This window comes from Phenylobacterium sp. LjRoot97 (assembly GCF_964254345.1).
Lineage (GTDB): Bacteria > Pseudomonadota > Alphaproteobacteria > Caulobacterales > Caulobacteraceae > Phenylobacterium.
The window spans coordinates 4,297,706-4,311,296 of the sequence record NZ_CAXUTH020000001.1; the positions used below are offsets into that span (position 1 = coordinate 4,297,706).

The window sequence follows — 13,591 nt, forward strand, 5'->3', positions numbered from 1 at the left end:
CGGCCGCGCGAGCGCAACCCCTGGTCATCACCAACCCCCTGGAATAATTGACGGTTTCCCGCATCGGGCGTAGGCTTCGCCGGAACATCAGGGAGCAAAACGTGCTGGTCGGGTCACAGACTCGCCGCCTCGCGCTCGGCAGGCTCGCCGCCGCCGGCGGTCTGCTGTTCACCGCCCCGCCCGCCTTCGGGCAGGTTCCTGAGGCGCCGGCCGCAGAACCTGACGATGAACCCACCTCGATCGCCATCACCCGGGAGCTGTTCGAGCACATCACCGCCCCGGTGACGATCAACGGCCTGGGCCCCTATCGCTTCATGGTCGACACCGGCGCCAACGTCTCCTGCGTGTCGGCCGAGCTGGCCGGAAAGCTCGCCCTGCCGGCTGGCCGCGAGCTGCAGGTGTACACCGTCGTCGGCAGCCGCGGCCGCCCCAGCGTGGTGCTCGACCGGCTCGAAATCGGCACCCGCGTGCGTAAGAAGGTCCAGGCGCCGGTCCTGCCGATGTCGTCCTTCGACATCGACGGCGTGCTCGGGATCGACTGGCTGAAGGGCCAGCGGCTGGTCATGGGATTCGCCGGCAACACCTTGGAAATCACCAAGTCCAAGCAGGAAGCCAGCGCCAAGGGCAAGGTCGTGGTGCCGGCCCGCCGCAAGTCCGGCCAGCTGACCATCGTCGACGCCGACATCAGCGGCCGCTCGATCAGCGCGATGATCGATTCCGGCTCGCAGTTCTCGCTCGGCAACGCGGCGCTCCGGCGGCTGATCATGCGGCTCGACCCGACCGCCGCCCAGCGCGCCAGCCATGTCGGACTGATCTCCATCGCCGGCGAGCGGTTCAGCGGCGAGCAGCTCTACCTGCCCTTCATCCGCCTCGGCGGACTCAACCTGGGCAACGTCCCGGTGGTGTTTTCGGACATGCCGATCTTCAAGCTCTGGGACCTTCACGAGACCCCGACGATCATGATCGGGATCGACCTTCTGACCCAGTTCGAAACCGTCTCGGTCGACTTCGGCCGATCGGCCGTGCGCTTCGACATCGCCAACGCCTGAACGGTTTCCCCCGTTCAGAATGGTTGCCCCCCTTTAACCCGGCCGCATTTCGGCTAATGTCGCAGGTCCCTCCAGCACAGGGGGCGGCGGCGCGGCCTGCGTCGGCGCTTGGAGAGATTCGGACCGGAAAATGAAGCTTACGATTGAACGGGCGGCGCTCATGAAGGCGCTGGGGCATGTGCAGAGCGCGGTCGAGCGCCGGAACACCATCCCGATCCTGTCGAACGTCCTGTTGTCGGCGGAACGCGACCGGCTGACCTTCTCGGCCACCGACCTCGACATGGAGATCATCGACGAGGCCCTGGCCCAGGTCGATCAGCCGGGCCAGATCACGGCCCCGGCCCACACCCTCTACGAGATCGTCCGCAAGCTGCCCGAGGGCGCGGACGTCTCGCTGTCGTTCACCGGCGAGGACCCGCGCCTGACCGTGGCCGCCGGCCGCTCGCGGTTCAACCTGCCGGTGCTGCCGGCCGGCGACTTCCCGGTGATGTCCTCGGACGGTCTCTCCAGCCGCGTCGGCGTCGACGTCGGCGACCTGATCCGGCTGATCGACAAGACCCGTTTCGCGATCTCGACCGAAGAGACCCGCTATTACCTGAACGGCCTCTACCTCCACACGGTGGTCGACAACGGCGTCCAGAAGCTGCGCGCCGTGGCCACCGACGGCCACCGCCTGGCCCTGGCCGAGATGATCGCCCCCGAGGGATCGGCCGGAACCCCCGGCGTCATCGTCCCGCGCAAGACCATCGGCGAGGCCCGCCGTCTGCTTGAGGACGCCGGCGAGAACGTCGACCTGCAGGTCAGCCCGCAGAAGATCCGCCTGGACTTCAACGGCGCGGCCCTGACCTCCAAGGTCATCGACGGCTCGTTCCCCGACTACAGCCGCGTGATCCCGCAGGGCAACGACCGCATCATGCTGGTCGACAACAAGCTGTTCGCCAAGGCGGTCGACCGCGTCGCCACCATCTCGGCCGAGAAGAGCCGCTCGGTGCGCATGGCCATCGAGCCCGGCAAGATCATCCTGACGGTCCGCAACATGGAAGCCGGGCAGGCCGTCGAGGAGCTCGAGGTCGAGTACGACGGCGAGGCCTTCGAGCTGTCGTTCAACGCCCGCTATCTGCTCGACGTCACCGACCAGATCGCCGGCGAGATCGCCGAGTTCCGCTTCGGCGGCCCGAACGACCCGGCCCTGGTGATCGACCCCGTCGACGCCGACGTCCAGTACGTGCTGATGCCGCTGCGGGTCTGACCCGCAGCGCTAGCGGCCGGCGGCTGGCGCCGGCCGGGCCTCGCAGGCGTGGGCGTTGCAGAACAAGGCCTGCGCCCTCGCCGCCACCCGCCGCTTCGACGCCGCATCGGTCAGCGCCATCGCGTCCTTGTGGGCCATGAGTCGTCGCGACTCCTGCTGATAGGCCTCGGTCCGGCGATAGGCGACCAGCACCTTGAGCTGCGCCTCGTCGAGATGCTGGCCCAACAGCCCGGCCATCGCCTCGACGCGGAGATCGTAGACCTTGGCCCTGGCTTCGAGCTTGGCCGCCCGCGCCGCGTCGATCGTGGCGGCGGCGACGCCCTGCGCCTCTGCCTCGCGACGCGTCGCGGCCCAATCGGCGTCCGCTTCGACCGCAGAGAACCCGCCGTTCTCGAGCAAGACCGCCTCGCGCGCCAACTGCAGACGCGCCCCGCTGAGGCCCGGATAGTCCGCGCTTGGCGTCGGAGCCCACGGCGATCGGAACGGCATGGCCAACCAGACCTGCCGCTCTGCGCCGGTATGCGCCGACCGCGAGAGACGATAGCGCCCGGCAAGCGAGAGGGCGGCGGCGCCGAACCCCAGGCCCGCCGGAGACTCGGCCTCCACGCGGCACTTGCTCAGCAGCCCGTCAGGGTCGGCGTCGCACACCAGCCCCGCCCAACCGTCCAGGCCCAGCCCCGTTGGTATGACCGGATAGGCCGCGGAGGTCTGGGTCCGGTCCGGCTGCTGCGCCCAAACCGGCTCATAGATCATCCCGGCCCCGCCCGACGGCGCGCGGCCCGACGGGAAGTCCGGCTCGGGCCGACAGTCATAGGACGCGCAGAAGATCGTGCGTGAGAGGTCGCGGACCTGCCCTGCTCCTGACCGCTGCAGTCTGCGCCGCGCCTCCAGGGTCTGCGGCCAGTAGGCGGCCAGCGCCCGTCCGGCGTCGCTGTCATGGAACGCCAGGTGAAGCCGAAGCTCGTCGGCGCTGTAGGCCAGGGCGTACACTTGCGCGACGCCTTCAATGTCCTCTGCGCTCGAGGCTTGGCCCGCCTCATTGAGCGCCGCGATCGCCGCGTCCAGAACCGCGGGCTCGGCGACGCCGCGGGACCGCGTCCGCAGCTGCGCGAGCTTGCCGGCGACCGCGGCCTGCCGCGTGCCGGACGCGCCTTGGACGTCGGCCAGCCGGCGCGCCAGGGCCAGACGCTCGGCGTCCGGCGCTTTCGGCAGCGGGGGAAGCGGGGTTTCCTGCGGCAACCGGAACCGGATCGGAATCGCGACCTCGCCGCCGGCGACAGCCACGCCGTCGACCCGCTTCGGTTTCATCTTGAACTTGGCGGCCATGGACTTTGCGGCCTGCCCGAAGCCCAACCCCGCAGGGCTTTCCTCGAGGACTCGGCAGCGACCGAGCACGCCATTCGCATCGACGTGGCAGTCAATCCGGGCGAAGCCTTCCAGATCCAGGGCCATCGCCACGGCGGGGAAAGCCTCCGCAAAGTCTGCGCCCGACGGCAGCATGGCCCATTCGGGCTCGGCGACCCGACCTTGGTCTTGCGCCAGGCCGGGCGCCGCACAACAGGCGAACATCAGGCCGCCGAGAAACACCGCGCCGATTTGGCGCGCCAAGCCGGCGCCCCTCAAGTTCCGAACTCGCACTGCCGCTTCTCGCAGAACGTCTTGCGCGCCTGCATCGCGGCGGCCTCGGCCAAGGTTGCGAACCGAGCGGCGACCGCGGCCGCGGCGGCGGGCTGCCGCTCGACCCACGCGCGGCCGGCCGGGCTGCGCCGAAAGGCCAGCACCTGCCGCAGCTGCTCGCTGGTGAAAGCCGTGTCGTAGCTCGCCGCATGCAGGTCGAGCAGCGACGGAAGCCAGGCCTCGAATGCGCTGATCAGCGCCGCCTCGGCCTCCGCCGTCGCAGCGGGGGGCGAGGGCGCCATGCCTTCGGCGGTCAACAGGCCGACCATGGTGGAACGTCCCAGCTCGCGTGCGACGCCGGCGTCCTCGGCCGCAAGCCGCCGCGCGAAGTCCGAAGGCGGCTTGCGCGCGGCGCCCTCGACGCGCTCGGGCCGCGGCGAGGCGAAAAACGGCGCGGCGAAGGCCACCGTCTCGCCCGCAGCGCCCTGAACCATCAGCCTGGGGGCCAGGCGAAAGCGCGGCGCCAACGACATCGCCGCCTCACCGAACCCCAACCCCGTAGGACGCTCCATCGTCACGGCGCAGTTCTCGAGCAGGCCCATGGGATCAACCCTGCACTTGAGTTGCCCCCAGCCCCCGATCCCGAGAATTTTCGCGACGCCCGGATAGATGGCCCACGCCTGGTCGTCGGTCGGTTCTTCGACCCATTCCGGCGCCGCGATGGTCACCGCCGCTTCGTTCAACACCCGCAAGTCGGCGGGGGTCGGCGTCGAATCGCAATTGCGGGCTGCGCAGAACTCCGCACGGGCCTGGCCGATCACCCCGAACACGCCGTCGATCATGGCCTCCTCAAGCGCCGCATTATCGACCGCGTCGCCCGAGAATATCTTTCCAGCAGGCGTCGCCATGAAGGCCGCGATCGCCCGCAGCTCATCAGCCGTGAACAATTCCGCATAGGTCTCGATGGTCAGCGCCGAGAGGCCGCCCTTCACCACCGGCAAGGCCTCCCGCAGAGCCGCCCGCGCGGCGTCGATCGTCGCGGCGTCGACGCCTGGGCTCGCCAGGTCCGCCTCGTCGAACGTCGCCTCGAGAGTCGGTGCGAACTGGGCCTCCAGATCGAGCACGGCCACCAGCTTGCCCGCCGCCGCCAGCGCCTGCGGCGTCGCCTTGACGACCGGCGCCGGCGCGGGCTCCTCACGCGGCAGGATGAAGCGGATCGGAATCCGCACAGCGCCGCCCGCGACCGGCTGGCCGTCCACGGTCTTCGGCTTCATGCGGAACAGGTCGCTCAGGACCAGCGCCGCCTCACCAAAGCCCAGCCCCGCCGGCTCAGCGCGCTCCTGCTGGCAGTTCTCCAGCTTGCCGTACGAATCGACGATGCAGGCGACGACCGCGCGTCCGGTGATCTTCAGCGCCATCGCCGCCTTGGGATAATGCGCTGCGACGTCGTCTCGGCCGGGCTGCGCCAACCAGTCAGGGTTGGTCACAACCGAAGGACGCGGCCCGGCGAGCGCCGTCCCGCCCCACGCCAGCGCGCACAGCGCCGCCGCGCAAACCCAACCCCGCCCCATCGTCACCCCCGCAACCCTCGCGCGTAGCCTAGCCGAACCGGCCGCGCGCTCAAGCCTTCGCCCCCGGCCGCGAAACCCGCTATGACGCCGCGGTGACCACCGCCTTCACCCGCCTGACGCTGACGGACTTCCGCTCCTACGAGCGGGCCGAGCTCGCCCTCGACGGGCGGCCGGTGTTCCTGGTCGGTCCGAACGGGGCCGGCAAGACCAACTTCCTGGAGGCGGTCAGCCTGTTCACCCCCGGCCGCGGCCTGCGCAATGCGACCGGCGCGGAGCTTGGCCGCCGCCAGCCCGGGGAGGCCCAGGGCCGCGCCTGGGCGGTGGCTGCGGTGATCGACGAGGACGGCGAGCCGGTGCGGCTCGGCACGGGCGTCGAGACCCCCGGCGCGGCGCGGCGCACGGTGCGGCTGGAGGGCGAACCCGTCCCGCCCGGCCGGCTGTCCGACCACCAGCGCCAGGTCTGGCTGACGCCCGCCCAGGACCGCCTTTTCCTGGAGGGCGCGGGCGACCGCCGGCGGTTCTTCGACCGGCTGGTGTTCGCCGCCGAGCCAGGCCACGCCGCCCACGCCAGCGCCTACGAGAAGTCGCAGCGCGAACGGATGCGGCTGCTGACCGACGGGCCCGCCGACGCCGCCTGGCTGACCGCGCTCGAGGCCCGGATGGCCGAGGCCGGCGCCCTGATGGCCCAGGCCCGCGCCCGCACCTTGGCGGCGCTGCAGGCCGAGATCGACAGCCGCGGCGACCGCCCTTTCCCGCAAGCTCGGCTGTCGCTGACCGGCGACTGGGAGCGGATGGCCGGCGAAGGCGTCGAGAGCGAGGAAATCGAGGCCCGGCTGAGCCGCGCCCTGGCCGCGGCGCGAGATCGCGACGCCGCCGCCGGCCGGGCCCTGACCGGCCCGCACCGCGGCGATCTGGCGGTGATCCACGCCGAAAAGGACCGTCCCGCGGCAGAATGCTCGACCGGCGAGCAGAAAGCCCTGATTCTGAACCTGGTTTTGGGCCAGGCGGCGCGTCTTTCGCGTGCAGAATCGGCTCCAAACCCTATATTGTTGCTGGATGAAGTCGCAGCGCATCTGGACCGTCGCCGACGGGCCGCGCTCTTCGACGAAATCGAGGCGCTCAGGCTGCAGGCGTTCCTGACCGGCACGGACGAGCATCTCTTCGAGGATTTGAAGGGCCGGGCCCAGGGCGTCCATGTGGACGGCTCGAACCTGGCGATTCTGGATACGGTATGACCGACGAAACCCAAGGCGAATCCAACGGCCCCGAGTCCAATGGGCAAGCCGAGTACGGCGCGGAGTCCATCAAGGTCCTGAAGGGCCTGGACGCGGTGCGCAAGCGCCCCGGCATGTACATTGGCGACACCGATGACGGCTCGGGCCTGCACCACATGGTCTACGAGGTGGTCGACAACGCCATCGACGAGACCCTGGCCGGCTACGCCAGCCGCGTCGAGGTGATCCTGAACGCCGACGGCTCGGTGACGGTCACCGACGACGGCCGCGGCATCCCCACCGACATCCACGAGGGCGAAGGCGTCTCGGCGGCCGAGGTCATCATGACCCAGCTGCACGCCGGCGGTAAGTTCGACCAGAACTCCTACAAGGTCTCCGGCGGTCTGCACGGCGTCGGCGTCTCGGTGGTGAACGCGCTGTCGGACTGGCTGCGCCTGAAGATCTATCGCGGCGGCAAGGCCTACGAGATGGAGTTCCGCCGCGGCGACGCGGTCTCGCCGCTGGTCGTCACCGGCGACGCGCCGCTGCGCGAGAACGGCGAGTTCCTGTCGGGCACCGAGGTCACCTTCATGGCCTCGACCGAGACCTTCGCGTTCATCGTATACGACCGCAAGACGCTGGAGCACCGCCTGCGCGAGCTGGCGTTCCTGAACTCCGGCGTGACCATCTGGCTGAAGGACAACCGCGAGGCCGAGCCCTTCGTCGAGCTGCTGCACTACGAGGGCGGCATCGAGGCGTTCGTGCGCCACCTGGACAAGGCCAAGACGCCGCTGCTGAAGACCCCGATCGTGGTCCGCGGCAAGAAGGACAATGTCGAGCTGGACCTGTCGCTCTGGTGGAACGACGGCTACCACGAGAACGTCCTCTGCTTCACGAACAACATCCCGCAGAAGGACGGCGGCACCCACCTGGCGGCGTTCCGTTCTGCCCTGACCCGCATCGTCACCGGCTATGCCGAGAGCTCGGGCGCGACAAAGCGCGAGAAGGTCTCGCTGTCGGGCGAGGACGCCCGCGAAGGCCTGACCTGCGTGCTCTCGGTCAAGGTGCCCGACCCGAAGTTCTCGTCGCAGACCAAGGACAAGCTGGTCTCCTCGGAAGTGCGCCCGGCCGTCGAAAGCCTGGTGTCGGAAGGCGTCAGCACCTGGTTCGAGGAACATCCGAACGAAGCCAAGCTGATCGTCCAGAAGATCGCTGAGGCCGCGGCCGCGCGCGAAGCGGCCCGCAAGGCCCGCGAACTGACCCGCCGCAAGTCGGCGCTCGACATCACCTCGCTGCCCGGCAAGCTCGCCGACTGCTCCGAGAAGGATCCGGCCAAGTCCGAAGTCTTCCTGGTCGAGGGCGACTCCGCCGGCGGCTCGGCCAAGCAGGCCCGTAACCGCGAGAACCAGGCCATCCTGCCGCTGCGCGGCAAGATCCTGAACGTCGAGCGCGCCCGCTTCGACAAGATGCTGTCGTCCGACCAGATCGGCACCCTGATCACGGCGCTGGGCGCCGGCATCGGCCGCGACGACTTCAACATCGACAAGCTGCGCTACCACAAGATCGTCATCATGACGGACGCCGACGTCGACGGCGCCCACATCCGGACCCTGCTGCTGACCTTCTTCTACCGGCAGATGCCGGAGGTGATCGAGCGCGGCTATCTCTATATCGCCCAGCCGCCGCTCTATAAGGCGACCAAGAGCCGCCAGTCGCGGTACCTGAAGGACGATTCCGAGCTTGAGAACTACCTGATCGACGAAGGCGTCGACGGCGCGGCCCTCGACCTGTCGAGCGGCGAACGCCTGATCGGCGCCGACCTGCTCGCCCTGGTCCAGAGCGCCCGCGGCGCCAAGGCCAATGTCGAGCGGCTGTCCTCGCGCGCGCCCGCCTTCGCCATCGAGCAGGCGGCCATCGCCGGCCTGCTGGCCGAAGACGGCGGCGACCTGGACAAGGCCGCCAAGCGGATGGACCTCTACGCCGAGGAAGGCGACGGCAGCTGGAGCGGCGAGAAGGCCGCCACCGGCGGCTACGTGTTCTCGCGGATCAAGCGCGGCGTGTCCGAACGCATCGTGCTCGACGACCTGCTGCTGCACGCCGCCGACGCACGGCGCCTGTCCGAACGCGCCGCGGCGATGGCCGAGACCTTCGACGGCGTCGCCACCTTCACCCGCAAGGACAAGACCGCAACCGTCCGCGGTCCGCTGGACCTGTTCAATGCGGTGATGGAAGCGGGCCGTCGCGGTCTGTCGATCCAGCGCTACAAGGGCCTGGGCGAGATGAACCCCGACCAGCTGTGGGAGACGACGCTCGACGCCGACGCCCGCACCCTGCTGCAGGTCAAGGTGACCCACGCCGACGACGCCGACGACATGTTCACCCGCCTGATGGGCGACCTGGTCGAGCCGCGTCGCGAGTTCATCCAGGAAAACGCCCTGGACGCCGAGGTCGACGTCTAGGGCCCGCGTCCGGCTCGGCCCAGAAACCTAGCTTCGCGGTGATGGCGGTTGGCTCTGGCCGCCGCCCGCCTGATCGAACACGTTGTCATCCCTACGGCGCGACCTTCGATGGGTCTCGATCGATGCGCCCGCCCCCTGCGGTGGGCGGGGGGGTCTACCCGTGGGCAATGAACCTAGGAGACTGCCTCGCGCCGGGCGCGTAGCCTACTGAACTACGGGGGAAAGGCATGGAGGTCACCGTGTCCCCAATCGACGAACACCCATCTTTCGCCGCGGAATCGTCAGCCACGACGGGCAGGAAAAAAGCCTCCGCCGGATCGTCCGAACAGGCGGTCGCGCCGCTCCTATCCATCAACGTCGACCCTGGCACGGGACGGGTGATCAGCGTCGAGAGCATGGACGCCTCCGGCGATAGACGGGCGCTTTCCGATGAAGAGCGCACCCGCCTCTCCGAGCTGAAGCCTGAGGCGACATTGCGAGACATCGTTGAACGGGCGTTCGAGGCTGGCGTCGCCTGCGTTCTGGGCCAGCAGGCCCGGGGCGAAGAAACTCCGGAGTCCGAAGAGGACGCCGAGCTGTCGCGGATGCTGTTGCGTTCCCTAATCGCCGAAAGCGCCGCCAAGCGCCTAACCCAGTTCGATGTCTTGAGCCCCGCGATCGTGGGAACACTGATCGAGCGAGCCGCGAGCCGCGACCGGGCCTCGGACACCGGCGTCGACCACTAGTCACCCACGTCAAGTCGGGGATGAAGCGAACCGCGCCGTCCGGCCAGCGTGCCGTTCGACGCGGCCTACCAGCAAACACACGAGGAGCACTCGATGACGTTTGACACGACTTATGACGGCAATGGCAGAGACACCGACGACATCGCCCGCCTGCTCGCCGGCGGCAAGATACGAGGCCGCAAGCGCATGCGGCGGCTGCTGATCGCCCGTCTCATCAGCGACAAGCGTGGCGCCGAAGCCGACGACGAGGATGAAGGCATCGACGAAGATGAAGGCGGCGGCGAAGACCAGCGCCTCGCCCGCCTCCTGGTCGGCGGCGCCGTGCGCAAGCGCCGACTTCGGCGCCTGGTGCTCGCCCAGATGCTCCGTCAACGAGGCGACGAAGACGAGGGCGAGGGCATCGAAGATGAGGAAAGCGACGACGAGGATCATAATCTCGCCCGCCTCCTGGTCGGCGGGGCCGCGCGCAAGCGGCGTCTGCGTCGCCTAGTGCTCGCCCAGATGCTCCGTCAACGCGGCGAAGAAGATGAGGACGAGGGTATCGAGGACGAGGAAGGCGGCGATGAGGATCGGCGTCTGGCTCAAGTCCTGGTCGGCGGCGCCAGGCGCCGGCGGCGTCTGCGCCGACTGGTCCTGGCCCACGTGCTCAGCGAGCGCAGAGACGAGGACGAGGGCGAAGGCGTCGAGGATGACGACGATGATCGCCAACTGGTGCGCTTCCTCGTCGGTCAAAAGGCCGTGCGTCGGGGCCGGGCCCGGCGAATGGCCGGCGCCCGCGAACTGAGGCACTAGGCCAATCACTGCCGGAGGGGCTCGCCCCTCCGGCTTCCTTACCGCAAGCCGCGATGGATCCTACGGCTACTCCGCGGCGGCCGGCCGCGGCCTTGGGAACACGAAGGCCAGGGTCATCAGCGCCGCCAGCGACATGGCCAGGGCCACCGCCGGGATCGCCGGCACGCCGTAGCTCGCCAGAGCCAGCCCGCCCATGGCCGAGCCCAGCGCCTGGCCGACCGAGATCACCGAGCCGTTGAGGGCCAGCGCCACCGGCGCACCCTCGGTCATCGAGATCAGCCGCGCCTGGATCACCGGGGTGATCGAGAACAGCGCCGTGGCCGCCACGAAGATGCCGAGCGCCACCAGCGTCGCGCTCGGCCAGCCGGCCGGGGCGACCTGGTGCGTGGCCGCGAAATGGATGGTCATGGCCGTCGCCTGGATCGCAAAGCCGATCAGGATCCAGCTGCGCCCGAGATCACGGTTGGCCGCCCGCGCGCCCAGCCACAGGCCGAGGATGGAGCCAAAGCCGATCATCGACTGGAAGGCGCCCACCCCCGCGCCGGTGACGCCCGCCCCGACCCGCACGATCGGCGCGATGTAGAGGTTCAGCGTCATGTTGGCGGCGAAGGCCAGGAAGGTGGTCAGGTAGAGCGGCCAGATCGCCGGCAGGTCCAGCGTTCCCCCGGCGCGCTTCGGCGGCGCCGGCACCCGCGGCAGGAAGAACAGCACCCCGACCAGGGCGATGGCCGACAGCGTCGCCGCGGTCAGAAAGGTCGCCCGCCAACCGAACAGGTCGCCGACGACGCTGCCGATCGGAATGCCGATCACGAAGGCCAGGGTCATGCCGCCCGAAACCATGGCCAGGGCCGAGCCGCGCCGCTCGGGCGGAGCCAGCGAAGCGGCCGCTACGCTGGCGGCCGGACCCGACATCGCGCCGGCCAGGCCGGCCAGCGCCCGCAGCACCATCAGCGCCTCGAAGTTGGGCGTCAGGGCGCATGCGATGTGCAGCAGCAGGCCAAGGCTGAGGCCCACGATCACCATGACCTTGCGGTCGACCCTCGCAAACAGCCACGCGGCGACCGGCCCGAGCACCGCGGAGGTCAGCACGAACACCGTCTGCAGCTGGCCGGCCACGGCGGTCGTCACGCCAAGGTCGGCGGCCAGGGTCTCCAGCAGACCAGCGAAGATGAAGGCGCCTGACCCGAACGCGAACGTCACCATGGTCAGAACGAAAATACGCGGATTCATGCGGCCGAGCTTAGCCGCGCCAGCATACCGCCCGCCAGACATTTGCGAGCGATGTTCGTCGAACCCGTCGCTTTACCGTTCGGCGGCCCGCCTGTCCTGATGCGCGCCGAGCGCGTCGAGCGCCGCCGTGCCGGCCTTTGACGCCGCCGCGCCGTCATTGCCGATAAACAGGCGCTCATCGGCGGCGCGGGCATAGGCGGGCCAGACCGGCCGGCCGCCGCCGTTCGGATCGCCGCTGCGCGCGAAGGCGGTCCAGTAATCGCCGACCAGCCGCGCGGCGGCCTCGTCGGCGGGAGTCGCATCGATGTCGCCCGCCGCCGCCAGGTCGCCGAACACGAAGGCGAGTTCGGTCGCATGACCCGCGCCCTTTTGCGACTTGCGCTTGGCCTCGGGCACATAGCCGAAGCTGTAGAGCCAGGTCGGCGCGCCGCTCGCGGCCTGAACGCCGGCCAGGTGGCGCGCCGGCTCGACGAAGGTGACGTCGCTGGTCAGCTGCGCGTCGAGCGCGGACTTCGAGCCGTAGGCCGCCTGGATTTCGTCGCCGGCGCCGATCTCCTTCAGGGTCTTGGCCGCCATCGGTCCGCGCAGGAATCCCGGCAGGAAGCCCAGCTCGTCGCTGTTGGCCCCGACCAGATAGGGAACCTTGGCCTGGCGTCCAGCCGCGAAGCCGGCCGCGACGTCGCCGGTCACCAGCACCCCGTCGATCATCGGCCCGGAATAGGTGTCGTTCTCCTGGTTGAGCAGATCGAGCTTGCCGCGGAGCTTGTCGGCGCTCAGCGCCCGCAGGGCCGCCAGGTCCTCGCCCTTCACCCCGGCCTTGGCCGCGAAGGCCAGGCCCACCGCCTCGGCCGACGGCTTGCCGGCCCGCTCGGCCGACAGCAGCGGCAGCACGTCGCGGCCGCCGCCGGACTGGGCGATCGCCTTGTGGAACAGGCCCCGGGCCGGCTGGGCCAGCATCAGCTGGTTGACCGAGCCGCCGCCCGCCGACTCGCCGAAGATCGTCACGTTGCCGGGGTCGCCGCCGAACGCGGCGATGTTGCGCTTCACCCATTCGAGCGCCGCCACCTGGTCCATGAAGGCGAAGTTGCCCGTCGCCGCGCCGGCCGCCTCCCGGGTCAGGGCCGGATGGGCGAAGAAGCCGAACCGGCCGAGCCGGTAGTTGAAGGTCACCACCACGACGTCTCGGCCCGCCAGCTTGGCCCCGTCGAAGATCGGCTGGCTGCCCGAGCCCATGACGAAGCCGCCGCCGTGGATCCAGACCATCACCGGCGCCTTCTTGGCGGCGGCCGGGGCCCAGACGTTCAGTGTCAGGCAGTCCTCGCTGGTCGGCTGAGCCGACTGGGTCTTGTCCCAGGACACGCGGTTCTGGACGCAGTCCGATCCATATTGGTCAGCTTCGCGCACGCCGCTCCAGGCAGTCGGCGCGGCCGGGGCGCGCCAGCGCAACTCGCCGACCGGCGGAGCGGCGTAGGGGATACCCTTGAACGACTTGATACCGTCCGCCTCGCGGCCGCGCAGGGTTCCGCTGTCGATCTGGGTCTCGACCGGCACGCCGGCTGAGGGCGGGGACTGGCTCATCGCCGGCTGGGCGCAGGCGCCGACGAGCAGGGCCGCCACGAGGGCCGCCGCCAGGCGATTTCCAGATGTCATCGATTTCCTCCACGCCCGCCACCCGGCGCTGTTCG

General features: G+C 69.8%; 10 protein-coding genes. 6 read left to right on the forward strand and 4 right to left on the reverse strand.

The window, feature by feature from the left end; translation table 11 throughout:
• The first annotated feature begins 101 nt into the window (after positions 1 to 101).
• Positions 102 to 1,049: a retroviral-like aspartic protease family protein gene (locus ACSQ2H_RS21365; RefSeq protein ID WP_436063373.1), complete on the forward strand. Its 948-nt coding sequence runs from the start codon at positions 102 to 104 to the stop codon at positions 1,047 to 1,049.
• A gap of 130 nt (positions 1,050 to 1,179) precedes the next feature.
• Positions 1,180 to 2,298: a DNA polymerase III subunit beta gene (gene dnaN, locus ACSQ2H_RS21370; protein WP_436063374.1), complete on the forward strand. Its 1,119-nt coding sequence runs from the start codon at positions 1,180 to 1,182 to the stop codon at positions 2,296 to 2,298.
• Between the two features lie 9 nt (positions 2,299 to 2,307).
• Here dnaN and ACSQ2H_RS21375 read toward each other — a convergent pair whose 3' ends face one another.
• Together ACSQ2H_RS21375 and ACSQ2H_RS21380 are read right to left on the reverse strand one after the other, a co-directional pair.
• Positions 2,308 to 3,906 carry a TonB family protein gene (locus ACSQ2H_RS21375; protein WP_436063375.1) on the reverse strand — a complete coding sequence of 533 codons (1,599 nt, stop codon included), beginning with the start codon at positions 3,904 to 3,906 and terminating at the stop codon, positions 2,308 to 2,310.
• An 11-nt stretch (positions 3,907 to 3,917) separates the two neighbouring features.
• Entirely contained in the window at positions 3,918 to 5,486 is a 1,569-nt protein-coding gene (locus ACSQ2H_RS21380) for a TonB family protein (protein ID WP_436063376.1), read from the reverse strand.
• Between the two features lie 92 nt (positions 5,487 to 5,578).
• On the opposite strand from ACSQ2H_RS21380, the gene recF reads away from it, so the two are divergent.
• The 4 genes from recF to ACSQ2H_RS21400 all read left to right on the forward strand — a co-directional run bounded on the left by recF (position 5,579) and on the right by ACSQ2H_RS21400 (position 10,676).
• Positions 5,579 to 6,721: a DNA replication/repair protein RecF gene (recF, locus tag ACSQ2H_RS21385; RefSeq protein WP_436063377.1), complete on the forward strand. Its 1,143-nt coding sequence runs from the start codon at positions 5,579 to 5,581 to the stop codon at positions 6,719 to 6,721.
• Positions 6,718 to 9,159, forward strand: a complete 2,442-nt coding sequence (gene gyrB / locus ACSQ2H_RS21390; protein ID WP_436063378.1) for a DNA topoisomerase (ATP-hydrolyzing) subunit B — start codon at positions 6,718 to 6,720, stop codon at positions 9,157 to 9,159. Before recF ends, gyrB begins: the two co-directional genes overlap by 4 nt.
• Before the next feature lie 227 nt (positions 9,160 to 9,386).
• Positions 9,387 to 9,884: a hypothetical protein gene (locus tag ACSQ2H_RS21395; RefSeq protein ID WP_436063379.1), complete on the forward strand. Its 498-nt coding sequence runs from the start codon at positions 9,387 to 9,389 to the stop codon at positions 9,882 to 9,884.
• A 48-nt stretch (positions 9,885 to 9,932) separates the two neighbouring features.
• A complete protein-coding gene (locus tag ACSQ2H_RS21400; RefSeq protein ID WP_436063380.1) occupies positions 9,933 to 10,676 on the forward strand; it encodes a hypothetical protein in 744 nt (247 codons plus the stop codon).
• Positions 10,677 to 10,742: 66 nt separating this feature from the next.
• On the opposite strand, the gene ACSQ2H_RS21405 is transcribed toward ACSQ2H_RS21400, so the two are convergent.
• Together ACSQ2H_RS21405 and ACSQ2H_RS21410 are read right to left on the reverse strand one after the other, a co-directional pair.
• Positions 10,743 to 11,906 (reverse strand): MFS transporter, encoded by a 1,164-nt coding sequence (locus ACSQ2H_RS21405; protein ID WP_436063381.1) that lies wholly within the window; start codon positions 11,904 to 11,906, stop codon positions 10,743 to 10,745.
• Between the two features lie 72 nt (positions 11,907 to 11,978).
• Positions 11,979 to 13,556: a carboxylesterase/lipase family protein gene (locus ACSQ2H_RS21410; protein ID WP_436063382.1), complete on the reverse strand. Its 1,578-nt coding sequence runs from the start codon at positions 13,554 to 13,556 to the stop codon at positions 11,979 to 11,981.
• Positions 13,557 to 13,591: the final 35 nt, after the last annotated feature.